A 26478-nucleotide genomic window follows, 5' to 3' on the forward strand; every position below is an offset into this window, starting at 1 on the left:
TTGTTTCCTCCCTTGGATGAATGATCGTGGTTATTCAGGCTTGTGGATGCGGATCGGGCACCCCGCGGGTCCGGCTTTTGGCCAGGTCGGCAAAAATCGCAGCGCCGAGCGGAATGACCGACGGGTCAAATACGAATTCGGGGTGATGCGGCGCACGGCCGTCCTGGCCGATGAAGAAGTAGCTGCCCGGCACCCGGTTCAGAAATTCCGAGAAATCCTCGGAGGCCATCAGATTGCGGGCATCCGCAATAACCTTGTCTGCACCGGCGACCCGTCTGGCCGAGGCCGTCACCGCGGCGACGGCGTCACTATTGTTGATAGTCACAGGAGCAACTTTGGTGACCTGAAGCTCTACCGCGACGCCGTAGAGGTGCTCGGCCGCAGTGGCGGCTTCCTGAAGCAGGGTGGCCAGCCTGTCGCGTATCTCTGGCGCGTTGGTGCGCATTGTGCCTTCGATGGAGACCTCAGCAGGCAACACATTGCGAGCCGTGCCACCCGTGAGAACGCCAAAGGAGATTACACCGGCTTCTCGCGCATCGATGATCCGGGTCGACGTTTGCTGTACCAAACCGATGAAGGCCGAGGCCGCCGCGATGGCGTCCTCGCCAGTATGCGGCATCGAACCGTGGGCACCATTGGCGCGAATGGTGACGTCGATGTTGTCAGCTGAGGCCATTGCTGCAGCTGATGGTATGCCGACTTTGCCCGCCGGCAGGCCGGGCAGGTTGTGCAGGGCGTAGATCTCGTCGCAGGGAAAACGCTCGAACAGGCCGTCGGCCAGCATTGCGCGGGCACCGGTCAGCAATTCCTCGGCAGGCTGGAAGATGAAATGCACGGTGCCTTCGAAATCTGGGCTGTGCGCCAGATAGGCGGCTGCAGTGAGCGCGGTGACGGTGTGGCCGTCATGGCCGCAGCCGTGGAACCTCCCTTCCACCTTTGAGCGGTAGGGCACGTCGGCCTCTTCTGCCATCGGCAGTGCATCCAGTTCGGCGCGAAAGCCGATGCGGCGGCCCGGTGCAGCATCACTGGCGCCTGCACCGTGCAAGGTTCCGACGACACCAGTGCCGCCGAGGCCAGTGGCAACTTCATAGCCGAATTCCGTTAGACGGCTTGCTACGAAGGCAGCGGTCCTGGTTTCTTCGAAGCCAGTTTCGGGATGGCTGTGAAGATCGTGCAGCCAGCTCTCAGAAATGGGCTTCTGGATGCTATACCACTCTGCAAACATGCGACGGGTCTCCATTATATCTTACGGCAAGATGGTTGCGCCGTGAGATTAAATTTGCAAACTAGTTGGAGTTTAAGAATATTGCTTGATGAAATCAGGGTATCGCTTGATACTTTTCCTGCACCGCGGCTCAGTAAATACGGATCTAAATGAAGATGAACAAAGCCTTCAGGAACGAAAGATTGACTTACCGGCTCGAGCTCGTGGCGCAGGAAGCGATCAGCGCCAATGACGAGATATTCTTGCGCGAAACGGGCTTCCGGATCCGGGAATTGCGGGTTTTAAGGCTAATTGACGACACACCTGGCACCACATTTGCGGAGATAGCCAAGGCGACGGGATTGGAGCGCAGCCTTACGTCGAGGATCATTCGAACCCTGTTGGGCGACGGCCTGATTGCGAGGGAGAACTCTCTCGAAGACGCCCGGGTGTTTCTGCTGACTACAACGCCCAAAGGGCAAAATATCCGTCGCATCGCCCGCCAGTTATCTGACCGTCTTGAGGTAATTCTGACTGAACCTCTGTCGGAACAGGAGCTTGCAACGCTTGACGGAATTCTCGACCGGCTCGGCAGCTGGATCACCACGGAAGAATACCGGACTGCTTTGGCTATTGATTAGGCAGCCTGTTCTGACGTTTTTCCCATAGAACCCCTCAGTAAACGTTGCTGCTCGATCCAACCGGCCTTGCGGCGGCGCAGCGCCTGCGGTTACCTCCGCGGCGAGGCCATCTCGCGGCGGGCGACGGCAGACAGCCCAGTTGAGGGGCCAGACAACGAACGGTAACCTCTCCGTGCGTCCAAGTAAGGTGGGCAACTTCCAGCTATTTACTGCAAGAGCAAACAGGCCTCTGATCAGAGCAAGAGGCAGACCTTCACAGTGAGTGTGTTAGACTGTTCATTCGCCAGGCAGAACGTGACAATGCTCCGGCAGCCAGTGAACCAAAAGTCTCTGTCCTGCTCTGATGTCTACCGTCTTAAGTTCGTCATGTCCTTTTTGCACTTTAAGTTCCTGACCCTGATCGGTTTCCAGGAAGACAGTGGCAGAGGCCCCTGCAAATTCGCCGCCGACAACCGTGGCTTCAATGCTGTTTGCTGTCCAGGGCGTCCCAATGGCGGCTAAGGACATGTTCTCAGAACTCACCGCAAAAGCCAGCGAAGATCCTTCAGTCTTTTGTACTTCTGAAGACGCTTTCAATGTGAATGCCGAGTGTTCTGATGCGACTTGCCAAACTTCATTTCCGCCCGATTTGAGGCTGCCGGCAAACACGTTGGATGAGCCCAGGAAGTCCGCAACAAAGCGGTTGTGCGGTTCGCGGTATATTTCCTCGGGCGTACCGATCTGTTCAATCTTACCGCGGCTCATGATCACCACCCGGTCGGCCATGGAGAAGGCCTCGGACATCGAATGGGTAACGTAGACGAAAGTGATGCCCAGATCCTTTTGCAGGCCCGAAAGTACCGACTGCATACGGACTTTCAAATGGGCGTCAAGAGCGGAAAGCGGCTCGTCCAGCAGCAGGATCTTAGGTTCGGTCACCAGCGAACGGGCGAGCGCGACACGCTGGCGCTGGCCGCCGGACAGCTGCGAGATGTTGCGGTCAGCAAACTCCAGGATACCAAGCCGGTCCAGCCACTTGCGGGCCCGTTCACGCCGTTCACCCTTAGACACTTTGCGCATCTTAAGGCTGAATTCGACATTCTCCTGCACCGTAAGGAAAGGGAACAGGGCCAGGCTCTGCCAGACCATCGGCGTGTCCCGCTCCCAAGTCGGCCTGCCGTTGATCTTCTCCCCGTCCAGAAAAATGCTGCCTTCGGTCGGATCCTCAAGTCCGGCCAGCATCCGCAAGGTGGTTGTCTTGCCGCAGCCCGAAGAGCCCATGATTGCCAGGAATTCGCCGCGGGCTATTTGGAAGTCGGCCCTTTCAACAGCGGTGAAGCTGCCGAACTTTTTAACAACGTTGTCAAAATGCACGATTGGAGTGTCCAGCATGGCTCTGTCCTGTCTGTTAAGAGGTTTTGGCGTTTGGATTGCGCATCAGAAGCTGGGCAATCACGATGAAGGAGATTGAGCTGACAAAGGCGAGCGAGCCGATGGCATTGATCCGGGGGCTGACCTGGCCCTGAAGGAAGCCCAAAACCTTGACTGGCAGGGTCTCGTTCAGGCCCGACACAAACCAGGCCACCGCGAACTCGTCAAAGGAAACAGCCATGGTGATGAACAAGGCGGCATAGATTGCGGGTTTGGTAAAGGGGATGATCACATGGCGCATTGTCACCCATTCATTGCCGCCCAGGTTCCAGGCTGCGGCTTCCAGATCCGGGTCCATCTGCGACAGGCGCAATCGGATGATGGCCATGGCAAAGGGGCTGCACATCACGCCGTGGGCAATGACGACTGAGACCACGTTGCCGGAAAGGCTGATACGGGAGAGGAAGGCCAGCATCGCCAGGCCCATGATTACCACCGGGATGGTGGGCGGCAGCAGGGCCAGGGCCAGATAGGCGGTTTTGCCAAAGAACTTGTAGCGGAAGTCGGTGTAGGCGCCGCCAAATCCCAGCAGCGTGGCAATCGCTGCAACGCAAGCGCCAACCAGCAGAGTGTTGAAGAAGCCGGCCCAGACCAGCGGATCTTCCCAGATTAGCCGGTACCATTCAGTTGAGAACGAGCCTAGCGGCAGCGAAGGAAAGCGGTCCGAGTTTAGTGAGAAAACAAAGCTGCCGACAATCGGTGCAAAGATGAAGATCAGGCACAGCGTGATATGCAGCTTCAGAAGGCCGTCGATAATGGGGTTGCGGTTACCGGTCATTTTCCAGCCTCCCTGTAAGCGAATTTGATGGCGGCAAAGGCTACTGTCAGGAGTGTGGCGATCATCGTTAGAGCCACTACCGCGGCGCGCGGCCATTGCTGCCCGGATTTGGTGATGTCGGTGATCATGATCGAAAGGGTCGGCGGGTTGCCTCCGCCCAGGTAAAGGGGGCTCACAAAGTCGCCAAAGCTGAGGATGAAGGCGAAGAGACCCGCGATCACCAGACCGGCTTTGGCGGAAGGTATGATCACTTCCAATACTGTCCGCAGGCGGCCGCAACGCATGTTGTGGGCGGCCTCGACCAGATCACGGTTCACAAAATTCAGGCTGAAGACTTGCAACAGGATTACCAGCGGCAGGCACAGGGTGGCATAACCGGCGAGGGTGCCAAAGCTGTTGTTGAGCATCGGATACGGGCCGAGGCCAAAGTAACCCAGGAAGGCATTAAGGATGCCCGCGTCGGACAGGAAAACCTGCAGCGAATAGACCCGGACCAGATAGCTGGTGAAGAAAGGGATGATCAGGACGAAGATCATCCAGCGTTTCGCATTTTCGCCCAGTTTGAACGAGATCGCATAAGACGCCGGGAAAGCCGTCAAGCTGATCAGCACCGCACTGGCAGAAGCCAGCAGCAGGGTCCTAAAGTAGGCATCCCAGAACACGCTGCGGGAATAGATCTTGACCCAGTTCACAGTGTCAAAATCGGGCTGCATTTGAAAATTCCGCACCGTCCAGAAACTGAGCGCCACCAGAAACGCCAGGGGGAATAAAAAGAAGGCCAGCTGCCAGATAAGTAGAGGCAGCGAGAACGTCAGTGAAAACAGATTCGGCCGTGTATTCATTGGTCTTTCAGCGCCGGGAGGCAGCTGACCTTCAGTTGGGCACCGGTAGCCGGGGGAGGAGACAGCTCCGGTGCTGGTGGGGTTAGGCGCCTTTGTAATCGGACCAGAAGTCGTTCCAGTCCTCGAGGCTTTGCTGCACTGGCAGCTGGCGGTACTTGATGCGGTCTTCGCGGATCAGGTCCATGGCGTTGTGCTGGCCCAGCACCATGTTCTGCCTCTTGGCTTCGGCCGGGTTCGCCTCATTCAGCACGACCCAGCCCTTCTTGTTGGGGATCAGCGCCGGGTAGGCCGCCATATCCGCCGATTTCGCTTGGCCTTCCGGCGAGGTGATGTACTGAATCCACTTGCGCGCCATCTCCTGGTTGCGGGATCCCTTGCCGATCGAGAAGCTCTCGGTCCACTGCAGGCCGCCTTCCTCCGGAATGGCGGTGCGCACATTGGCGCCGTTTTTTTCGAGCACGCCGGTGATCCAGTCGCCAATGCCCGCAAAGGCAGTCATCTGACCGTTCTTTAGCGACGAGAAAGTACCGCCATAGTCAAAGAATCCGCCCACCTGGCCGCGCAGCGCCATGGTGCTGTCCTGCACCTGCTGCCAAGCCTCGTCACTCAAGTCGAAGGGATCGGAATTGCCGTTCAACAAGCTGATCTGCCCCAAGTTTGGAAGGTGCCAGTCGAAGTGGCCTAGCTTGCCGGTCAGACGGCTGTCGCTGAAGATGTTGTAACTGGCTGCATCGCTCTCGCTCAGCACATCGGCGTTATAGGAAATGCCCAGGAAGCCGAACCGGGTGATCACTGAATAGAGCTTGCCGTCTTTCCAGTGGCCTGGGAATTGTTGGAACTCCGGGAAGAAGTCGTCAAAGGCATAGTCATTTGAGTCCAGCTCCTCAATGTAGCCGGCCGCGTTCAACTGCTGCACATATTCGGCGTCGGACAGGATGACGTCATAGGTGCCCGGCGGCGACTGGGCGATCAGGCCCAGCATGTTGTCGCCTCCGGTGTAGTATTTCGGGGTGAACTTCACATTGTGCTGGTCTTCAAATTCGCCAACGATATCAGGCTCCGCGTGGCCGTACCAAGCCAGCATCGACAAGTTCACGGTTTCCGCCGCAGCGCGGATGGACAGAAACGGGGTTGCGAGCGCCGCGCCTGCGGCCGACTTCAGCAGCGCCCGCCGAGTGGGATGGGTGAGTTTGGCAGTCATGTCAGTCTCCTTGCTGGTTCTATTGCGCAGCTGTTGCCGCTGCGCTTGCCGGAGAGCGATCTCCGAATTCTTTCCGCAGCGCTTTGACGATCCCTGCGGTGCAGACGTTGAGAAGCAGCTCGCCCTTTTCGGCCGAGGCATCTTTGGGGGAAGACAGGGTGCCGGTTGCGGGCGTCCAGTCCTCGTGCGGGGGGTAGACGTCATATGGCGGGAATTCGGCCGGCGCGTGGTCGATTGCGTCCTGCAGCCACACCAAATCCGGGTAAAGCTTGAGCATCAGTGAAGTTTCCAACACACCGCCGTGTTCGATGTCCCAACCCAGGAAGCCGTCCGGGTAGAGCTTGGCGATTGAGTCATCGCTGACAAAATCCCAGTAGGACAGCACCACAATTTTCAAATCGGTGATGCCGTCCCAGCGCAGTTCCCGCAGGGCCAGATCGATGCCCTCAACGATGAACCAGGAGTTCTCGAAATGGCCGTTCACCAGGCAGATCTGGCGGTTGCCGTGGCGGGCGAATTCCTTGATCACGTCTTTCAATGCGTTGACCAGACTGCTGCCATCCAGACTGGTAGTGCCGGGAAAGAAGTTCCCGCCTCCGGATTTCTGGTGTGATTTGTATCCATAGGTAAAGGGCGGAGCGACAAGGCTGCCGGTCTCTGACGCCACCCTGCGGGCAAACTCGGTCGGCAGCAGCACGTCTACATGCATTGGCATGTGATGCCCGTGCTGTTCCATCGATCCGATCGGGATCAGAATGGGGGTGCTGCTACCTGTGACGCGCGATTTATACTCCGGCCAAGGCAGCTCGGCGGCAAAAACTGAAGCGTTCTTCATGGGGAGGCTCAATCCGGGAAGTTAAGGTTGGCTTTACTTTGACTCCAGATGCGCCATGTGGGAAATTGATAGTGGCAATGGTAGAATAAGATTTGTAAATGTCTCGAAAGTTCACGAACCTGCAAACTGACTTGCTGCGCACCTTTGTGACGGCAGTCGATCTAGGGAATTATACTGAAACCGGACAAACTCTTGGCCGGACCCAGCCGGCGATTTCCTTGCAAATCCGTCGCCTGGAAGAGCTCAGCGGCTGCAAACTGATCGTGCATCAGGGCAAGGAGCTGACGCTTACGGAAGATGGCCATGCTCTGATCGGGTTTGCCCGTGAAATACTGCGGCTGAACGACAGCGCTGTGGCTCGGCTGTCGCGTTCCAGCATTCAGGGCGTGCTGCGAGTCGGCCTGCCGATCGACTATGCAATCGGTTTCTTTCAGGAGATCATTTCGGACTTTGTTTCTGAAAACCCGGCCGTCACGCTGGACATTCGCTGCAATTGGAGCCGCGATCTTTTGAGTAAGCTGCATGCGGACGAGTTGGATATGACAATTGCCATTACCGACTCCATGCCGGCGCCATATGTCTCGCACTACTGGTCTGAACGTCCCAAATGGGTTTGCGCAAAGGGGTTTCATTTCAATCCGGATGAGCCGTTGCCGCTGGTTCTGCACCCGGAGGGATGCGTTTACAGGGGCCGGGTGATCGAAGCGCTGAATGGTGAAGGACGCAAATGGCGGATCGCTTTTGAGAGCCCCGGCATCTCGGCACTGCAGAACGCGGTGGCCAGCGGCTGGGGCATTTCTGCCCTTACAACTAAGACCCTGCTCCCGGGCATGCGTATCCTGACACCGGACATCGGATTTCCGCAGCTGGCGCGAATACATGTCGGGTTGTTCTACAAACATGTGCGCCAGAGTGAGGCTGCACTGAAATTGATCGAACAGATAGCTGGAGGCGTTGGGGGCTTCCGTAAGACTCTGAAGCCGACGTCCGGGTAGGATGGATTTGGGTTATTTATAGTAGGATCATATCTATTAATTTTTTGAGATCTTTTTTCGGTGTTACCGACTGGGACACGCTCCGAAGAAAGGATCAAACATGTCTGAAGATATGCTCCACGTCATGGAATGGCACAATGGCGAGAAGGATTTTTCGCCATTCTCTGACCAGGAAATGAAACGCCGCCAGGACGAGCTGCGCGGCTGGATGGCAAAACAAAACGTCGATGCGGCGCTGTTCACGTCCTACCACTGCATCAACTATTATTCTGGCTGGCTGTACTGCTACTTCGGGCGCAAGTACGGTATGGTAATCGACCAAAAAGATGCGACCACGATTTCCGCGGGCATTGATGGCGGTCAGCCTTGGCGCCGCAGCTTCGGAAACAACATCACCTATACCGACTGGCGCCGCGACAATTTCTATCGGGCTGTGCAGGAGCTTACCAAGGGGGCTAAGCGAGTCGGTATCGAGTTCGACCACGTGTCGCTGGACTATCGCCAAGCGCTGCAGGATGCGCTGCCGGATGTGGAATTCGTCGATGTGTCTGGCCCCTCCATGTGGATGCGGACGATCAAATCCGATGAGGAGCTGAAACTGATCCGCGAAGGCGCGCGGATTTGTGATGTGGGCGGCGCAGCGGTGGCCAATGCGGTGAAGGCAGGTGTGGCCGAGCATGAAGTGGCAATTGCCGGAACCAATGCGATGATCCGTGAAATTGCAGCTTCGTTCCCCTTTGTTGAACTGATGGACACCTGGACCTGGTTCCAGTCCGGCATCAACACCGACGGCGCCCACAACCCCGTCACCAACCGAATTGTGCAGTCCGGCGATATCCTCAGCCTCAATACCTTTCCCATGATCTTTGGCTACTACACTGCGCTGGAGCGGACCTTGTTCTGCGACCATGTGGACGACGCCAGCCTGGACATCTGGAAAAAGAACGTCGCCGTGCATGAGCGCGGGCTGGAGCTGATCAAGCCCGGTGCAAAGTGCAAGGATATCGCGTTGGAGCTAAATGAGATGTACCGGGAGTGGGATCTGCTGAAGTACCGCTCATTCGGTTACGGTCACAGCTTTGGGGTGCTAAGCCACTATTACGGCCGCGAGGCCGGGGTCGAGCTGCGCGAGGATATCGATACCGAGCTGAAGCCCGGCATGGTGGTGTCGATGGAGCCAATGGTCATGCTGCCAGAAGGCACGCCGGGCGCGGGCGGCTATCGCGAGCATGACATTCTGATCGTAGGCGAAGACGGTGCCGAGAATATAACCGGATTCCCCTACGGCCCGGAGCACAACATTGTCGGCGGTAAGGCCTAAGATGCAGGGGAAGGCCGGAATACTGCTGCAGGGGCTGACCTGTTTGGTTGTCCTGGCTGGGTCCATTAGCCTGCTTTCGCTGGCCCCGGATCCGCAGCGGACCAGCGAAAGCGCCGCCAAATGGGTCTATTTGCGTCTGGCCTTCCCCGTCCCGCAATAACAACACACCGCGCCCGCGTGTGCGTTGCTTGAAAATGCCTGAATATCAAAACCCGGACAGAAGCTTGCTTTCTAATGTCCTGGAGACCGCCCATGCAAGACAACCGCTTCCTTCCGAAAGGCGCTGCCACTGTACGCTTCGACAGCGACGCGCCACCGAAGAAATTCCATTTTCTTCTGCTGCCCAAAACTACGATGTTGGCCTTCAGCGCCGCAATCGAACCGCTGCGGATTGCCAATCAGCTAACGCAGAAGGCGCTGTTTGAATGGCATGCGCTCAGCCCGGATGGCCTTCCGGTAACCTGCTCGAACGGCATTCCGATACAGGTTGATTCCGGGCTGGTCGACCTGGACCGCAATGCTTCGCTCTTTGTCTGCGCAGGGACGGAGCCAGCGCAATCCTATGACAGCCGGGTTGTCAGCTGGATCAGTCGCCAGAAAGCACATGGTGCAAGCGTTGGAAGCATCTGCACCGGCGCCTTTGCTTTGGCGGCAACAGGTGTTCTGACCGGTCGGCGGTTTACTCTGCATTGGGAAAATGCCCCGGGTTTTGTCGAGCTGTTTCCTTGTCTCAAGCCGTCCGGCAACTTCTATGAATCCGACCGCGGGCTCTACACCTGTGGTGGTGGCCATGCCGCAACTGACATGATGCTTGAAATCATTGAGGCCCACTGCGGCTCCCACCTTGCTTCCTGCGTTGCCGACATGTGCCTGCACAAACGCCCAGGAGCAGGCATGTTGCGGCAGATTTCGCCGGTGTCATCAATGCTTGGCTGCCGCAATCAGAATCTGATCCGTGCCGTGCGCTTGATGCAGGCGAACCTGGAAGAGCCGCTGGACATGGATAGAATTGCCAGTGCGCTGGCTGTCTCTCGCCGCCAACTGGAGCGCCTGTTCCAGAAATATGTCGGACAGTCGCCCTGGCAGTTCTACTTCGGCCTGCGGCTGGAGCGGGCCTTTTCCTTGCTGAACGAAACCGACCTAAGCGTGCGCGAGGTCGCCATGGCCTCAGGTTTTGAAAATGCCTCGTACTTCTCTAGGCAATTCAAGCGTAAGTTTGACCGTTCACCGCACAGTTTCCGCAAATCCTGGTCGCTTAGCAGCTGCGCGCCATAAGCATCCTTAATCCAGGTATTTGCAGTTCTCATTACCTGCCTCCCCACTGCTCAGCTAAGGTTTCAGGCTGAACATCTATTGCCTGTTGGCGGCCCGGGAGGCCGGTTCATGGCTGGCCCGCCCAGGTTCAGCCGAAACTCAATAACAGGGAGAAACTATGTCACTCGAACAGGGCTTTGACGGCCACTACCCCTATAACGCCGTCGCCAAAGTCGGCCTGTTGAAAGGCGCCCACGCTCGGATGAGCATCGCCTCGAAACTCATGGTCATTGCCTTTGTGTTGTTCACGGTATCCAATGTCGAACTCGCCTCCGGTGTGTTCGACGGGATCAAGCAGTGGATCACCGGCACTCTTAGCTGGTATTACATCCTGATGATCAGCATCTTCCTGCTGTTCAGCATCTGGCTGGCCTTCAGCCGCTACGGCCACATCCGGCTGGGCAAGGACAACGACCGGCCGGAATTCGGAAATTTCTCGTGGTTTGCCATGCTGTTCAGCGCAGGCATGGGCAATGGTGTGCTGTTCTGGAGCATTGCCGAGCCGATGTATCACCTGCAAGGCAACCCGTTCATCGAAATGGCCGGAACTGAGGCGAACTCGGCGCTGGCCGCCAGCACGGCAATGCTGATCACTGCCTTTCACTGGGGCGTCCACGGTTGGGCGGTCTATGTGATTGTTGCATTGTCTCTGGCCTTTTTTGCCTACCGCAAAGGGTTGCCGCTTTCGATGCGGTCCACCCTTTATCCGCTGATCGGCGACCGGATCTACGGGTTCTGGGGCCATGCCGTTGACCTGCTGGCAATCTTTGGCACCATTTTTGGCGTTGCCACCACACTGGGGTTGGGTGTTCAGCAAATGAACACGGGGCTAAACCTGCTTACCGGAATTGCCAATTCAACTACCAATCAGATCATCCTGATTGCTGTAGTGACCGGCATTGCCACGCTTTCGGCCGTCTCGGGCGTGTCCAAAGGTATCCGCATTATCAGTGAATTGAACATGTGGCTGACATTTGCCATCCTTGCCTTCTTCCTCTTTGCCGGCCCGACCGTCTATCTGCTTGGTCAATACGTCAATCTGGTAGGTAATTACGTGCAGAGCTTCGTGCCGATGGGCCTGTGGGTGGACGAAGAGCCGGGGCGGCAATGGCAGGGCTGGTGGAGCGTCTTCTACTGGGGCTGGTGGATAGCCTGGTCGCCGTTTGTCGGCCTGTTCATCGCCCGTGTCTCCAAGGGCAGGACCCTGCGCGAGTTTGTGGTTGCCTTGCTGATCGTCCCACCGCTTGTCACCATGTTCCTGCTGGCCATGTTCGGCGGCAACGCGGTCAGCATCGAATTGCAAGGCGCTGGCGGTATCATCGAAGCGGTTAATGAAAGTCCGACCCTGGCACTTTATGCAACGCTTGAGGGCATGGATGTTGGTCTCTGGGGCACTGCCTTTGCGGCAATCGTCACCTTCCTGATTGCCTCATACTTCATCACCTCGTCGGACTCCGGTACCTTGGTGATCTGCACCATGCTCGCGATGGGCAGCCAGCACCCGCCGCGCCTGGTCCGGATCTTCTGGGGCGTCACAGAAGGCGTTGTCGCCAGCGTGCTGCTGGTCGCAGGGGGACTTGTTGCACTGCAAACGGCGTCGATCGCTGCTGCTCTGCCATTCTCCTTTGTGATACTTCTGATGATGATCAGCTTGTATCGGGCTCTGAAGGATGAGCTTCCGCCCAAGTAGCGCAGCCTTTTCAAAGACCCGCACGCCGCATCCCACAGACTGCGGCGTGCAACTTGCGAAGCCGCCTGTAGGACCCCGCTTTTGCTGAGTAACCATTTTTTGAGCAGTGACCATTCTCTCCTGCGGTATAAGCCGCTGACCGTCTTGCTTAGACGACATATTCTGAAAAACCACTGTTCTGACCCACTGTAAAGCCGCATGCACTTTTAGTGCGGTACCATGCTTGAACTCAGCCCGTGAACAGATGGCATGGCAAGACATTGGTGTTGTTCTCCGTGACTTGCTAGATTTCCACCGCGTCCGCGAATGTCTTCAGGAGAGGGCTGTGAGGGATCTTTCGCGCGTGGTGCATGATCGCACGCGGTGCGCATAAGGTACCATTTGCAAGGTCGGTCTCACTTGGCGTGCCGGATAGCATTGGACGGCCCATACCTGCCATTCAAGATGATGTGCGTTCGCTGCTAGCGCAGCCCTCTTTCCGGTCGTTCGCTGCGAACTCAGAATTATGAACAGTCGGACGCAAACTTGACGGGCAAAATCGCCACTAGCGGTCGCTTCTTTGTAGGCAGCCTTCGGTAGCTTCATGGAAACCAGTTAATAGTGGCCTCCCAGAAAACCCATTCGCTACCACACCTTATGCACTCAAAGGTTGGCGTGGAGCGAACATGACCGACCGAGAAGCCTTGCAACCTCAAAAAACTAAGGCATAGTCTCTGCTAATCATAAATTTATGGGGCACTATCACACCCTCTGGGTTGCGCCCTGCGAAGCAGATTGACCGTGATGACCGACAAAACATATTCCAGAAACATACTCATTGATACTCCCTCACAAATCGACGCATTCCAAGGCAAGGGCCATGAGAGAACTGCCAAGAGTCTTGCTGTCGCTATATCTCAGTTTGAAAACTCTGATCGCTCTATCGGTCTTGACGGTCCTTGGGGAAGCGGGAAATCAAGTATCGTTGAGATCGCGGCGAGGGAGCTAAATGAGCTTTCCAAAAACGGCGGCAAGAAATTTGTCTTTTTCACTTTTGATATCTGGAAGTCTCAGGGAACAGCCTTTCGTCGCGCATTCCTTGAGCACTTCGTTTCTTGGTCCATACAGAATTTTCCTCGTAAAAAAGTCGAACTGCAAAAAATAGAAGAGAAAATACGTGGCAAGACACGACATGTAACCACGGACAACAATACAACATTGGATTGGTACGGTGTATTGGTTCTACTCACGCTACCTTTTCTACCCATCTTCTATTTTTGGGCAAAGAAAGAGTATGACCTTTCGACCAGGCCTACGGAGACGGCCCCCACGCCCTCAGATGCTGTCGGAGCTGCAGGAGATGTCATTTCGGCAAGCGAACCATTCCTAAATTCTGCCCCCATGTGGGTCCTATACATCTTTCTCTTGGTTACTCTGGCAAAGGCCGGTTGGATGTATTTTTCCCATGAAAAGTCAAAGAAGGTCACATTTTGGGAGGCCTTGTCGCGGACTTTGTTGATCACCGCGAAGCAATACGAAAAGCAACAAAGCACACAACATATTAGGGAGGTGGATCCAAATGACTTTGAGTTTCAGGCTACGCTTTCTGAAATCATATCGACAGTGCAGAGCCCAAAAACGAGAGTTGTTTTAGTTCTGGACAACATTGACCGCCTACCCGTTGAACAAATTGACGATCATTGGTCCGCAATTCGATCAATTTTTTCTAGAAGTATCGCCGAAAGCAAGCGCGCAAAAGATGATTCAATCACCGCAATTGTTCCATATGATAGGTATCACATCCAAGGCATAATTCATGGAACAGGTGACGGCCATGACATCTCCCCAGCAGAGGGAGCACTAGCGAAGCGGGAGCTGTTCTCGAAAACATTCGATGAAATATTGTTTGTTGCTCCCCCTGTCATGTCAAATTCACGAGAGTTCTTTGAAAGCCTAATATCTGAAGCACTGCCCAGCTTTCGGAACCGCGAAGAACTGTTTAGGGTCTATCTAATATTTTCAACGTATATGAGACCACCGAACGGTCACTTTACGCCTCGACAAATTATTTCGTTCATCAATGATTTGACTAATCTTTTCTGTATACACGAAGGAAAGCACCCTCTTAGCACGGTCGCCGTTTATACCTGCCATAGGGAGCGCATATCAGATGACCCATTCCTCTTGACTGGCGATTCACTTATCGACGCCAAGCTGCGGCGGCTTGCTCCAGACCCCGAAATAGAACAGAATTTGGCCGCGCTTTTGTACAACGTTGATAGCCAATTTGCGCTGGAAATTCTTCTTGATGAGCGCATTTCGACTGCGGCTGTGCAGGATGATCCCAAAGAACTAGCTGAACTGTCCCAGTCCCATGGCTTTGATCTCAGGGTGGACGAAGTCATTCGATCCCACGCCAAAGACTGGATCGGCGCTGGAGAGTTCGGAAAAGCGACCATCAACTTTGGGAAATTGCTGCCCGAATACGCAGGCACAGCCAAACATCAAGTTGTAGAAAGTCTGGTTCACTTCTTCAAAGAAATTCCTGAGCTAGGTCCTGAAAAGGAGGATTATCTCCCTTACTTTAGCTTGCTCGATTTCTGTCCACCAAACAGGGTTTCAGACCTTTCACAGGAAATGATTTCAAAGGTATTGAACACGACTATTTCGGATGACAAAGGTGAGATGAGCTACAGTGCAGGCCACTCAACAATTGATTTTATTGACTCTTTGAAGACACATTTGACTGACAAGCTGACGACAGTTGAATTCCGCGGCCTGTTGAAAGAATTCAAACTTCCATCTGATCCCGATTTCATGCTGGGTGTTGCGAACAGAGTCAGCGAGTGCGAAATTTCTCTTTCTGATTTTGGTAGTGTCGCATTTTCCCTCAAAGAAGATGACAGAAAATTGGAAGACTTTGCGCGTGATGACTACCACCTGTCTGAGGCGGCGTTTGGAGAATTGCTAGGCGCAAAAGTAGTCTCAACACAAAAGTGGGTTGAGACTGCGAACAGCATCATTGAGTTGCTAAAGGATCCTGAAAATGCCGACAAGGAAACTTTAGATGGCCTTCTTGGTACACTTGCCAAAATCTGGACCAATCTTGCTCAAACAAAGCGCAAAGAAGTAAACTTGAGCAGCCTCTCAGAAAGTGCAGTGTTTTATACTGGCTTGAAGGATGTGTATGAGGGCGAGCTAGAAGCGACAGGTTTAGGTCATGCGGTATTTCTAGTGAAACACCCAAGGCTCAAAGAGAATTTGCCCTCTACTGAAGAAGAAGAAAACGGAACTTTCACTTCAGAAATGAGCGCCGCGAAACAATGGTTCGCAGATGTCTACGAGGGAGAAACCGAGCTGGAGCAAACTCAGGTCGATCGTATTTTTGAAAATGCCAGATCGACTCTTCGTTTAGGATCGTGGGTTGATGCTGGACGCGAAGGTGGCGATGCACTCATTGAACGCGTTGTGCGAACCTCGCTTGAAAACCAGGACCTTCCTCGCTTTGCCCTAACGACATTCTTGAACAATTTCGCTTATTCTCAAAGTCTTGTACCGGACCAGTTCGTTGAGGTTTTGCAGAAGTATGACTCATATATTGGTCAAGACTCCGTCAATGAACTTAAGATGTCGGAAATTCCAATCGGGGTGCTCTCTAATACTAAAGACATTTCAGGTGGCGGTTGGCGGCGTGTTCACAAGAAAGTTGAGGGTGCCTTGCTTCAAACGGAGCACAAACTCTGGGAAGAAAAGCTGGAAAATGCGGACCACGACGTTTGCCTTGTTGCCGAAATGGCCCGCTCTCATGAATTGAAGTTGGATAATGCTGATTTCAGATCTGCATTTATGAACATGGTTCTGAAAGTTCTTAGGGGCGACATTACTGCGTTTCCCAATGAGATAAACTTTGATGCCGTATTTGAGGCGATACCTGAGAGCTTCCAAAACGATATTTTCCGCCAGTGCCGTGAGAAAGTTTCTGAGGTTTCTCACGAAGGTCTGAGGCTGGCAGAGGAACTATTTCCAAATGTGCTTGGAAGCATAGTTTCGTCGGGTGACAAGATCAGCGCCGGCGAGAAGGACAACGTAACAAGACACTTACTATGTACCGCCTTGGAATCTGGGAACGTGAACGTATTGAATATCTTCCTTAGCCTTGGCCGTCGAAAGGTTGGGGATTTTATCAACAAGTCCCATCAATCTACGAAAGACAAAGTAGATGGAGCATTGGCATCTTATGCTAATGCCTGCGATGATCGATCATATTTTCAGCAGGTTAGTGACCTAGTCAAAGGCAAGAAGAAAGCCAAGTCTCTTTGGGGAATTTGGTTCCCGCATTTGGTAACGAGTAGCGAAGATGAGGAAGAAGAGACTGAGGATTAAAGATCAGCCCGTAGGAAAAAGAATATCGGTAAATTCTTAGGGCAAAGCTCATTGGGCGTGCGCGAGGCGTAGTATCGTAGAGCAGTTGATCTGGTCGTTCAATCCAAGCGAGAACCCTTCGATGGTGGCCTATCTCAGTCTGGCCCACATCGAAGCAACGTTGGTAGTTCGAGGCCAGCTAGATTCTTCATCAATGGCCGCTTTAGAGCTTTCTACGGTCTGCGACACATCTGCAGCGAACTTCCGGTTTCCGCCCTTCCTGGGGGAGAGAAGTAGGTCGGAAGGAAGAAATGGTCGTGTCCGCTTCGGGCTGAGGCTGTGTGAAAACGGGAGCCCGCGATCTCTCTCGTCGAACTCATTTCCGCAAATTATCCAGGGAACCATTCAACTGGACGAGAGATTGCAGACATTTGGAGTTTCCGGCTGAACAAGGGGAACTATCAGAGTTTTCACACAGCCTCCGCTGGTTGCCGCCGTCTTCCGGGGTGTTTGCAACTTGATGTGATGCCCAAGCAAGGTGGTCTAAGCGTTATGCTGCTAGAAGAGCTATTTGCGGACGCAGAACCCGAGCATTCGTGAGCTACTCATACATCAGCAGGATTCTCTCGCCGACTCTGCGTATAGTGTGTCCATAAGGTCACTACTTCGTACTTTCGCACTTAAAATGGAGCAAACTCGAGTTCGGTCATCTTCTTTGAGGCGGCCAGTTTTTTTCTCAATGAGGGGTGACCGCTCTCCATCAAAAGGGCCGTAGGTCACCCCTCATTGCATGCCGCGTAAGCGGCATTCTGTTCAAAAAGACGCAAGCTCTAGCATGTTGGGCTTTTACTGTGGCGATCACTTTGTGAACAAAAACAATGAATGAAGTAGCGCCAGGTATGTTGTTGAACAATAGTAATAAAAAATGGATGTGGGCAAAGTTCAGTTTGTATTTAACCCAGCTGCATCTACTGCTTTGCCCGTCCGACCCATGCCTATCTGGGGCTGTCGCCGGGGCTGGATTTTGAAACCCGGCTGGTGGCGAGGCCGAACGCGGCCGAGGTGCTGCGCCGGGAGCTGTCGGCGCCGCGCTACAAGGTGGCCACGATTGCGCTTGGCACCAACACCGATCCCTATCAGCCGTGTGAGCGGGACCATGGCATCACACGTGCCTGCCTGGAGGTGCTGCAGGCGTTCAATCACCCGGTGGCGATCGTGACCAAGGGCGCGATGGTGGAGCGGGATCTGGATATCCTGGCGCCGATGGCGGCCAAGGGCCTGGTGCGGGTCGGGATCTCTGTCACCACGCTGGACTCGGATCTGTCCCGCCGGATGGAGCCGCGGGCGCCTTTGCCCGCCCGGCGTCTGGCCGCCATCCGCCGGCTGACGGCGGCGGGGGTGCCGGTGCGGGTGATGACCTCTCCCATTGTGCCGGGGCTGACGGATCATGAGCTAGAGGCGCTGCTGGCCGCCGGGGCAGATGCTGGGGCCGATGCCGCCAGCTGGATCATGCTGCGGCTGCCGCGGGAGGTATCGGAGCTGTGGCAGGAGTGGCTGGCGGAACATGAGCCGGGCCGCGCGGCCAAGGTGATGGCGCGGCTGCGGGAGATGCATGGCGGGCGCGATCACGACCCGCGCTGGGGCCACCGGATGCGGGGCGAGGGGCGTTATGCGGAGATGATCGCGCAGCGTTTCAAGGCGGCCTGCCGGCGCCTGGGCTTGCAGGAGCGGACGGCGGAGCTGCGCAGCGGCCTGTTTGCCAGGCCGCCGCAGCCCGGGGATCAGCTGGCGCTGTTCTGATCCATTCTTGAACAGCCTGCGCGTTGGTTTTGTGCTATGCTGGAGCCCTTCATGATGGAAAGGAAGGTGTTCAATGGCTTCTGTAGCTGTGAAGGCGCGTGTCACCGGGCGCGTGCAGGGGGTGGCCTTCCGCACCTGGGCCAGGGCGGAAGCATTGCGCCACGGGCTGTCCGGCTGGGTCCGCAATGAGCCGGATGGCTCGGTGCGGGCGCTGCTGATGGGGCCGGCCGCCAGCGTTGCCGATATGGTGCGCAGAATGGGGCGCGGTCCCGGTGCGGCCTCGGTCAAGGATGTCCTGACGGAAAGAACTGACCCCGATCCTGGCATCAGCGGTTTCCGGATTGTCCGCTGACACTGACAGCGACTGAGCTGTCACGGATCCTGTGGCTTCCGGCGAAAGTAAACGGCGCCGCAAAACGCATGCGGCGCCGTGTTATTTCAGGTGCTTGCAGATGCAATCAGCACTTGCTGCCGCCGGTGCGTTTCAGGCGCGGCGGCGGCCGCGGCGGCCACGGCGCTCGCCGCCAGCGCTGGCATCCTCGCCGGTGCCGTCGCTGTCGGAGGTGAAGGGACCCAGCACCTCGACGATCTGTTCCAGCGCCGGGCGGTCGCCGCGGGGGCGGCTGTCGAGCGCCGCGCGCATGTGGCGCAGGTGATCGGGCATGGTGCCGCAGCAGCCGCCGATGATCTTGGCGCCCGAGTCACGGGCCATCACGGCATATTCGCCCATCAGCTCAGGCGTGCCGTCGTAGTGGATGTGGCCGTCGACATATTTCGGAATGCCGGCATTGCCCTTGGAGATGATCGGGCGCTCGGTGCCCTGGGCGGCAAAGCCCAAAACAGTGCGCAGGATGTCGGAGGCGCCGGTGCCGCAGTTGGCGCCAAAGGCCAGCGGCGCGTTGTCGAATTCCTCCACCAGCTGGGCCAGGTCTGCCGATGTCACCCCCATCATGGTGCGGCCTGCGGTGTCAAAGCTCATGGTGCCGCACCAGGGCATGTCCGCCAGCTTGAAGGCCTCGGCGGCGGCGCGGAACTCCTCCGGCGCGGAAATGGTTTCCAGCCACAGCACGTCAACGCCGCCTTCCTTCAGGGCGTCGGCCTGCTCGTGGAACATCTCAACCGCCAGCGCATGGGACATGTCGCCGACGGGTTCAAAGATTTCCCCGGTCGGGCCGACGGAGCCGGCCACGGCGACCTTGCGCTCCGCCTTGTCGGCCACCTCGCGGCCAAGTTCGGCGGCAATGCGGTTCAGCTCGCGCACGCGGCCCTGCGCGTCATGCAGTTTCAGACGCGCGGCGGTGCCGCCGAAGCTGTTGGTCAGGAACAGGTCGCTGCCCGCATCGACGGAGCCCTGGTAGAGCGCCATGATCTTCTTGGGCTCGTCCACGTTCCACAGTTCCGGCGCATCGCCGGATTGCAGGCCCATGGCAAACAGATTGGTGCCGGTCGCACCATCCGCCAGCAGCACGTCCCTGGTGTCCAGCAGCTGTTTGAAAGTATTTGTCATAGTTGTTGTCCCGTGTCGGCAGGCCGCCCCGGCGGGGCGGGCGGCAAAGTGGTCTGTTCCCCTGTCTCATGCCGGGCGGGCAAGGGCAATTTCATTTTCTTCATCTTCATTATGAGTTTGCGGCGCGTCGGCCGGCAGCGGGCGGTGCAGCATATGCAGCAGCTCGGCAATGGAAATGTTTTTCGGCGGCCAGCTGGGGAATGCCGGGGCGCAGGCGGATCAGGTCCAGGCCGGGAGGATGAGGATAACGGCGCCAGGCTCGGCCAGGCGGGGCAGCCCCGATTGTGCCTGCAGCAGCCAGAGGGGGCGCCATGACCGCAAATGGAAGGTTCAGCCGGAGCAGCCGCGCGGCCGTTCCGGCGGCGGAGGATTTTGAAAACGGCATGACACTCCCGGGCTGGCGCGCAAACAAAAGCACCTTGCCCGGCCGGCTAGCCTATGCGGTCTTCGGTTCGGTTAACCGGTAAAAATTGAGCGCTGTCATCGAGGCGGTGCCGTGCCGGGCCGGCACAATCGGTACAGGGCTCCGCACTCTCGCAACTGCCGCAGGGCACCGCAAAAAGGCGCGGGTTTCTTCCGGCCGGGGCTTTCGCGGCGCCAAGGCTGCGCGAGGGCGGTTCAGCTGGTTTCGTTCAGGACTTCTTCCTTCGCCAGCACCAGAAGCTCCTGCAGTTTCAGGCGGATCTGCTCCTCACTGGCCCGGCTGCCCAGGTCGCCAGTGAGCTTGCGCACCACATCTTCATGGCTTGCTTCCTCCAGGTCAGCAGCAACAATGGACTGAGCATAATCATTGGCCGAGGAGCCGGTCTTGCCCAGAAGTTCCGCTGCCCACAAACCCACCATCTTGTTGCGGCGCGCCCGCGCCCTGAACTGCATTTCCTCATCATGCGCAAACTTGGCTTCAAAGGCCTGCTCGCGTTCGTCGAATGTTGTCATGGCTGATCCTCATTAACCTTGTGCACCTGTGGTATGATAGGAGTATGATTGCCCCCCAGGGCAAGAAAAAACAGTGCCTGATAAAGCCTTTGGGCGGATTTGTCCTATGCAGAGCAGGGGCTGGCTGGATCTGCTTGCCAATCCGGGGGCTGCCGACGCAGCAGCCGCGGCAAGGCAGGCCTGTGCAGCAAGCTTGCGGCTGAGGCCCCCTTGCACTATGAGGGCGGCACATCGCAGGGCCGGATTCCCGGCAATGACCCGAAAGGTTCCCAATGGCGCGCCGCAAGAAAATCTACGAAGGCAAGGCAAAGACACTGTATGAAGGCCCGGAACCGGGCACCATCGTGCAGTATTTCAAGGATGACGCCACCGCCTTCAACGCCGAAAAGCACGACGTGATTGAAGGCAAGGGAGTCCTGAACAATATCCTAAGCGAGTTCTTCATGCTGGGTCTGGCGCAGATCGGCGTGCCGACCCATTTCCTGAAGCGGCTGAACATGCGCGAGCAGCTGGTGCGCAGCTGCGAGATCATTCCGCTGGAAGTCATCGTGCGCAACTATGCGGCCGGCAGCATTTCCAAGCGCCTGGGCATCGACGAGGGCACCCAGCTGCCGCGCCCGGTGGTGGAATACTGCTACAAGGACGACGCTCTGGGCGACCCGCTGGTCACCGAGGAGCATATCGCCGCCTTTGGCTGGGCCAGCCAGCAGGACATGGACGACATCCTCAGCCTGGCGCTGCGGGTGAACGATTTCCTGTCCGGCGTGTTCCTGGCCGTCGGTATCCGCCTGGTTGACTTCAAGATCGAGATCGGCCGCATTTATGAGGGCGACTTCCAGCGCCTTGTGATCGCCGATGAGATCAGCCCGGACAGCTGCCGCCTGTGGGACATCAAGACCGGCCAGAAGCTGGACAAGGACGTGTTCCGCCGCGATCTGGGCAGCCTGACCGACGCTTACAGCGAGGTGGCGCGCCGTCTGGGCGTAATGCCGAACAACCCGCCTGCGCCGGGCAAGCCGACGCTGGTGAACTGACATATGGACCCGCTGCGCCTGTCCGCGCCGCGGGTCCTTGAGTATTTTTTGCAAAGAAGAAGCCCGGATGGGGCTTCGCCATCGAAAACCTGAGGGATGATGCGATGAAGGCACGGGTGCATGTGATGCTGAAGAACGGGGTTCTGGATCCGCAAGGCGAGGCTGTGCGCCACGCGCTCGGCGCTCTGGGCTTTGACAAGGTCGAAGGCGTGCGCCAGGGCAAGGTGATCGACCTGGATCTGGCCGAAGGCGCCACCGAGGCAGATGTGACCGCCATGTGCGAGAAGCTGCTGGCCAACACCGTGATCGAATCCTACAGCATCGAGATGCAGTGATGAAGGCGGCGGTAGTAGTCTTCCCGGGTTCGAACTGCGACCGCGATCTGGCGGTGGCATTCGAGCAGGCCGGGTTCGATGTGTCGATGGTCTGGCACAAGGACAGCGCGCTGCCCGAGGGCGTCGATATCGTCGGGGTGCCGGGCGGCTTCTCCTATGGCGACTACCTGCGCTGCGGCGCCATCGCGGCCCAGTCGCCGATTTGCAAGGCGGTGGTCGCGCATGCAGACCGCGGCGGCTATGCCTTTGGTGTCTGCAACGGCTTCCAGATCCTGACCGAGACCGGCGTGCTGCCGGGGGCGCTGCTGCGCAATGCGGGCCTTAAGTACATCTGCCGCACCGTGAACCTGAAGGTGGCGACCGCTGACAGCGTCTTTACCCAGGGCTACGGTGCGGGCGATGTGATCGGGGTGCCGATTGCCCACCATGACGGCAACTATTTTGCCGATGCGGATACCGTCAAGGCGCTGCAGGACCAGGACCGGGTGGCCTTCACCTATGAAGACAACCCGAACGGTTCGGTTGCTGATATTGCCGGCATCCTGTCGGAAAACCGCCGGGTGCTCGGCATGATGCCGCACCCGGAGCGGGCCGCGGACGAGGGCCATGGCGGCACCGATGGTACGGCAGTGTTCCGCGCATTGGCGGGGATGGTCACTGCTGCGTGACTTGAGGATGCGGGGCGGCCGCAATAGGTTTGGTCTATGACCGCCCCGCGCTCTGAAACGGCCAAAAGCAAAGCCAAGGCTGGTTCCCGCACGATTTCGTGGCGGGCACGGCTGGCGCTTGTGCTGTTCATGGTGGTGGCGGCGATCACCGTCTGGACCACCAACCGGGCGCTGACCCACCGGTTCACCGAAAGCACCCGCAACCGGGCAGAGCTGCGGCTGGCGCTTTATTCGGGCAACCTGCTCAGCGAGCTGCGCCAGCACGCCATCGTGCCGCAGCTCCTGGCGCGCGACCAGACCTTGATCTCGGCGCTGCAGTCCAGCGATTTCTCCCTGTCCACTCAACGGCTTATTTCCTTTGTCGATGAGATCGGCGCGGCCTCGATCATGCTCTTGGCGCAGGACGGGCGCACGGTGGCGGCCACCGACCGCAACCGGTTGGGCGAGAGCCACCGCAATGCCGCCTATTTCGTCGATGCGGTGCGGGCAAAATCGACGGTGTTCTCGGTCATCCCGCGCGAGGTCGGCGGCTACCGATTCACCTATTCGCGCCGCATCATCGATGCGACCGGGGTGCTGGGCGCAATCGTCGTCGAGGTGGACCTGCAGAAGTTCGAACGCGCCTGGGCGGGTATTTCGGACGCGGTGCTGGTCACCGACAGTACCGGCACCATCATCCTGGCGACCGAGGCGCGCTGGCGCGGCCTCAAGGAGGGCGATGCGCTGACCCTGCAGACGCCCGAAGGCGCGATCCAGCGGGCGATCCGCGCCACCACCGACTGGACCGCGCTGCCGCCGGACGCCTATCTGCAGGGCGAGGCGGTGATGCGGCTGGAAACCCGGGTGCCGTTCCAGGGATGGCGGATGGCCTCCTTCACCACTTATTCCTCGGTGCGGGAGCGCGTAAATGCCGTGCTGGCGCTGGAAATCATGGGATTCGCGATCCTGCTGGCGCTCGCCTTCTATGCACTCAGCCGCAAGACCGCGCTGCGGATGGCGCTGTTCCAGCGTGAGTCGGCAGAGCTTCGCGTATTGAACGCACGCCTGCAGCGGGAAATCGCCGAGCGCGAACGGATGCAAAAAACCCTCGCCGTGGCCGAGCAGAGCCTGGCGCAGAGCTCGAAACTGGCCGCCCTTGGCGAGATGTCGGCCGCCGTCAGCCACGAGCTGAACCAGCCGCTGGCGGCGATGAAAACCTACCTGGCCGGCGCCCGCCTGCTCTTGAACCGCAACCGCCCGGATGAGGCGCTGGCCTCCTTCGGCCGCATCGACGACCTGATCGAGCGCATGGGTGCGATCACCCGCCAGCTGAAGTCCTATGCGCGCAAGGGCGGCGATGCGTTCAGCCCAGTAAACTTGGGCGATGCGCTGGCATCCAGCCTGTCGATGATGGAGCCGCAGCTGCGCCAGCGGCATGTGAAAATCACCCGGATTTTGCCCGAAGAACCTGTTATGGTGATGGGCGACCGGATGCGGCTGGAACAGGTTATGGTCAACCTCTTGCGCAATGCGCTGGACGCCACCAAATCCGTGGCGGACCCGGAGGTGGAAATCCTGCTGGCGGCCGGTGAGACAGCAACCCTGTCGGTGCGCGACAACGGGGTGGGAATCAAGGACTTCGACAATCTGTTCGAGCCTTTCTACACTACCAAGCAGCCCGGCGACGGGGTTGGATTGGGTCTTGCCATCTCTTCGGGGATCGTCAACGACCTTGGGGGACGGCTGACTGCCCGCAACGGCCAGAACGGCGGCGCGGTCTTTGAAATGCAATTGCCGGTCCTGGTGGACGGTATCGAAGCTGCCGAATAGGCGGCCCGGAGTGATTAGGAGAGAACGCGCATGGCCCAGGCTATGAAAATCGCGATCGTCGATGATGAACAGGATATGCGGCAGTCGATCAGCCAGTGGCTGGCGCTGTCAGGATACGACACGGAGACCTTCTCCAGCGCCGAGGAGGCGCTCAAGGTGCTGGGTCCGGATTACCCGGGGATCGTGATCTCCGACATCAAGATGCCGGGCATGGACGGCATGCAGTTCCTCAAGAAGCTGATGGGCACCGACTCCGCGCTGCCGGTGATCATGATCACCGGCCACGGCGATGTGCCGATGGCGGTTGAGGCGATGCGCGTGGGGGCCTTCGACTTCCTGGAAAAGCCCTTCAACCCGGACCGCATGTCGGAGCTGGCCAAGCGCGCCACCGGCGCCCGCCGCCTGACCCTCGACAACCGGGCGCTGCGGCGCGAGCTGTCGGACGGCTCCCAGATCATGAAGAAACTGATCGGCCAGAGCCCGGTGATGGAGCGCCTGCGCGAGGATATCCTCGACCTCGGCCAGGCCGATGGCCACGTGCTGATCGACGGCGAAACCGGCACCGGTAAGACGCTGGTCGCCCACGCGCTGCACGCTGTGGGCAGCCGGGCGGGCAAGAAGTTCGTGCTGATCTCCTGCGCTGCGCTGGAGGAGGAAGCCCTGGCCAAGCGCCTGTTCGGCCCGATGCAGCCGGAAGACAGCATGCTTCCCGCCATTGAGGAAGCCCGCGGCGGCACCCTGGTTCTGGAAGACATCGACGCGCTGTCCGAGACCTTGCAGGCCAAGCTCTTGAGCGTGATCAACGAGCAGGGCACCCCTGCCGAAACCCGGATCATCGCCATTTCGAACCTGCAGGAGGCGGGCAAGACCTGCGAGGACGCGCTGCGCCCGGACCTGTTCTACCGCCTTGCGGCGCTGCGCATCACCGTGCCGCCGCTGCGCCAGCGGGGTGAGGATATCCTGACCCTGTTCACCCGCCTCAGCGAGCAGTTCTCCGAGGAATACGGCTGCGACGCACCGCAGGTCAGCGCTCAGGAAGCCGCACAGCTGCTGCAGGCGCCCTGGCCGGGCAACGTGCGCCAGCTGATTAACATTGCCGAACGCGCGGTGCTGCAGTCGCGCCGCGGTTCCGGCACCATTGCATCGCTCCTGATGTCGGATCACGAGGAGATGCAGCCGGTGATGACCACCGAAGGCAAGCCGCTGAAGGAATATGTGGAAGCCTTCGAGCGGATGCTGATCGACAACACCATGCGCCGCCACAAGGGCTCGATCGCCAGCGTGATGGACGAGCTGTGCCTGCCGCGCCGGACGCTGAACGAGAAAATGGCGAAATACGGCCTGCAACGGTCGGATTACCTGGCCTGATCCTGCTCCAGGGCCGTTTCCCGGCGCGGGAAACGGCCCTGAAAACACCTGTTTCCCGAACCGGAATTCTTGCGGAATTCCGGTTTTGTGTTGAATTTAAACGGAAAATTAACGGCGTGCCGGCTATCGGCTGACTGATTTCATTTTCAGGTTTTGCGGTGACGAATGACCATTGTCATTACCTATCCACAGGCCTTATGCTGTCCCAACGGGCCGGAAACCGGCAAATGGCTTCCCCCGTTCTGATGAGTTTCGCTGGCTTCGGCTTTTGTCCGGCACGATCCGAGAAAGCTGCAGCCAGACCGATTGGCCCCCTTGACCAAGGGGGCAGTGTAGCGCCCGAGCCGGAATTACAACCGGCGCAGGGATTATAGGGCAGGAAAGGGTACGGCCCGCCTGCCGGAGAAGAACCGCGATGACGCGCGCGAGAGCGAAGAGCACTGAGGCAG

The 26478-nt window shown here is 57.8% G+C and carries 20 protein-coding genes and 1 pseudogene; 13 read left to right on the plus strand and 8 right to left on the minus strand.

Annotation, left to right across the window (positions count from 1 at the left end; all coding sequences use genetic code 11):
• Positions 1 to 34: 34 nt before the first annotated feature.
• Entirely contained in the window at positions 35 to 1240 is a 1206-nt protein-coding gene (locus ACFMBG_RS05660; RefSeq protein ID WP_421053735.1) for an amidohydrolase, read from the minus strand.
• 134 nt (positions 1241 to 1374) lie between these two features.
• Here ACFMBG_RS05660 and ACFMBG_RS05665 point away from each other — a divergent pair, with 134 nt between their 5' ends.
• Positions 1375 to 1845 (plus strand): MarR family winged helix-turn-helix transcriptional regulator, encoded by a 471-nt coding sequence (locus ACFMBG_RS05665; protein ID WP_421053736.1) that lies wholly within the window; start codon positions 1375 to 1377, stop codon positions 1843 to 1845.
• A gap of 276 nt (positions 1846 to 2121) precedes the next feature.
• Here the strand turns inward: ACFMBG_RS05665 and ACFMBG_RS05670 are convergent, their stop codons facing one another.
• The 5 genes from ACFMBG_RS05670 to ACFMBG_RS05690 all read right to left on the minus strand — a co-directional run bounded on the left by ACFMBG_RS05670 (position 2122) and on the right by ACFMBG_RS05690 (position 6911).
• On the minus strand, positions 2122 to 3216 hold the full coding sequence (locus ACFMBG_RS05670) for an ABC transporter ATP-binding protein (RefSeq protein ID WP_039170826.1): 1095 nt from the start codon (positions 3214 to 3216) through the stop codon (positions 2122 to 2124).
• A gap of 16 nt (positions 3217 to 3232) precedes the next feature.
• The gene (locus ACFMBG_RS05675) at positions 3233 to 4033 is read right to left on the minus strand and encodes an ABC transporter permease (protein WP_039170827.1); all 801 of its coding nucleotides are present in this window, start codon (positions 4031 to 4033) and stop codon (positions 3233 to 3235) included.
• Complete coding sequence (locus ACFMBG_RS05680) at positions 4030 to 4875, minus strand: ABC transporter permease (protein ID WP_421053737.1); 846 nt, start codon at positions 4873 to 4875, stop codon at positions 4030 to 4032. The genes ACFMBG_RS05675 and ACFMBG_RS05680 overlap by 4 nt, the downstream gene beginning before the upstream one ends.
• 82 nt (positions 4876 to 4957) lie before the next feature.
• Positions 4958 to 6076 (minus strand): polyamine ABC transporter substrate-binding protein, encoded by a 1119-nt coding sequence (locus tag ACFMBG_RS05685; RefSeq protein WP_421053738.1) that lies wholly within the window; start codon positions 6074 to 6076, stop codon positions 4958 to 4960.
• 19 nt (positions 6077 to 6095) lie between these two features.
• On the minus strand, positions 6096 to 6911 hold the full coding sequence (locus tag ACFMBG_RS05690) for a creatininase (RefSeq protein ID WP_421053739.1): 816 nt from the start codon (positions 6909 to 6911) through the stop codon (positions 6096 to 6098).
• A gap of 98 nt (positions 6912 to 7009) precedes the next feature.
• On the opposite strand from ACFMBG_RS05690, the gene ACFMBG_RS05695 reads away from it, so the two are divergent.
• The 7 genes and pseudogenes from ACFMBG_RS05695 (at position 7010) to ACFMBG_RS05725 (ending at position 18724) form a co-directional block, all read left to right on the plus strand.
• Positions 7010 to 7906, plus strand: coding sequence for a LysR substrate-binding domain-containing protein (locus ACFMBG_RS05695; protein WP_027233582.1), 897 nt, complete (start codon positions 7010 to 7012; stop codon positions 7904 to 7906).
• Positions 7907 to 8006: 100 nt separating this feature from the next.
• The gene (locus tag ACFMBG_RS05700; RefSeq protein WP_039170835.1) at positions 8007 to 9227 is read left to right on the plus strand and encodes a M24 family metallopeptidase; all 1221 of its coding nucleotides are present in this window, start codon (positions 8007 to 8009) and stop codon (positions 9225 to 9227) included.
• 252 nt (positions 9228 to 9479) lie between these two features.
• The gene (locus ACFMBG_RS05705; protein WP_421053740.1) at positions 9480 to 10502 is read left to right on the plus strand and encodes a GlxA family transcriptional regulator; all 1023 of its coding nucleotides are present in this window, start codon (positions 9480 to 9482) and stop codon (positions 10500 to 10502) included.
• Positions 10503 to 10659: 157 nt separating this feature from the next.
• On the plus strand, positions 10660 to 12231 hold the full coding sequence (locus ACFMBG_RS05710; RefSeq protein ID WP_421053741.1) for a BCCT family transporter: 1572 nt from the start codon (positions 10660 to 10662) through the stop codon (positions 12229 to 12231).
• Positions 12232 to 13014: 783 nt separating this feature from the next.
• Complete coding sequence (locus ACFMBG_RS05715) at positions 13015 to 16593, plus strand: P-loop NTPase fold protein (RefSeq protein ID WP_421053742.1); 3579 nt, start codon at positions 13015 to 13017, stop codon at positions 16591 to 16593.
• A 942-nt stretch (positions 16594 to 17535) separates the two neighbouring features.
• Positions 17536 to 18372 (plus strand): annotated as a pseudogene (locus tag ACFMBG_RS05720) (PA0069 family radical SAM protein); the annotation flags it as partial.
• Positions 18373 to 18445: 73 nt separating this feature from the next.
• A complete protein-coding gene (locus ACFMBG_RS05725; RefSeq protein WP_421053743.1) occupies positions 18446 to 18724 on the plus strand; it encodes an acylphosphatase in 279 nt (92 codons plus the stop codon).
• 132 nt (positions 18725 to 18856) lie between these two features.
• Here the strand turns inward: ACFMBG_RS05725 and bmt are convergent, their stop codons facing one another.
• Both bmt and ACFMBG_RS05735 read right to left on the minus strand, forming a co-directional pair.
• Complete coding sequence (gene bmt, locus ACFMBG_RS05730) at positions 18857 to 19879, minus strand: betaine--homocysteine S-methyltransferase (protein WP_421053744.1); 1023 nt, start codon at positions 19877 to 19879, stop codon at positions 18857 to 18859.
• A 618-nt stretch (positions 19880 to 20497) separates the two neighbouring features.
• Positions 20498 to 20815, minus strand: coding sequence for a DUF1476 domain-containing protein (locus tag ACFMBG_RS05735; protein ID WP_421053745.1), 318 nt, complete (start codon positions 20813 to 20815; stop codon positions 20498 to 20500).
• 272 nt (positions 20816 to 21087) lie between these two features.
• On the opposite strand from ACFMBG_RS05735, the gene purC reads away from it, so the two are divergent.
• The 5 genes from purC to ACFMBG_RS05760 all read left to right on the plus strand — a co-directional run bounded on the left by purC (position 21088) and on the right by ACFMBG_RS05760 (position 26029).
• Complete coding sequence (purC, locus tag ACFMBG_RS05740; protein ID WP_019297459.1) at positions 21088 to 21849, plus strand: phosphoribosylaminoimidazolesuccinocarboxamide synthase; 762 nt, start codon at positions 21088 to 21090, stop codon at positions 21847 to 21849.
• A gap of 104 nt (positions 21850 to 21953) precedes the next feature.
• Positions 21954 to 22184, plus strand: coding sequence for a phosphoribosylformylglycinamidine synthase subunit PurS (purS, locus tag ACFMBG_RS05745; RefSeq protein WP_027243772.1), 231 nt, complete (start codon positions 21954 to 21956; stop codon positions 22182 to 22184).
• Positions 22184 to 22852: a phosphoribosylformylglycinamidine synthase subunit PurQ gene (gene purQ, locus ACFMBG_RS05750; protein WP_421053746.1), complete on the plus strand. Its 669-nt coding sequence runs from the start codon at positions 22184 to 22186 to the stop codon at positions 22850 to 22852. Before purS ends, purQ begins: the two co-directional genes overlap by 1 nt.
• Positions 22853 to 22888: 36 nt before the next feature.
• Positions 22889 to 24661 (plus strand): ATP-binding protein, encoded by a 1773-nt coding sequence (locus ACFMBG_RS05755; protein ID WP_421053747.1) that lies wholly within the window; start codon positions 22889 to 22891, stop codon positions 24659 to 24661.
• Positions 24662 to 24691: 30 nt separating this feature from the next.
• Positions 24692 to 26029: a sigma-54-dependent transcriptional regulator gene (locus ACFMBG_RS05760; RefSeq protein ID WP_421053748.1), complete on the plus strand. Its 1338-nt coding sequence runs from the start codon at positions 24692 to 24694 to the stop codon at positions 26027 to 26029.
• Positions 26030 to 26478: the final 449 nt, after the last annotated feature.

The sequence above is a fragment of the Leisingera coralii genome, assembly GCF_049056525.1.
GTDB classification, from domain to species: Bacteria; Pseudomonadota; Alphaproteobacteria; order Rhodobacterales; family Rhodobacteraceae; genus Leisingera; species Leisingera coralii.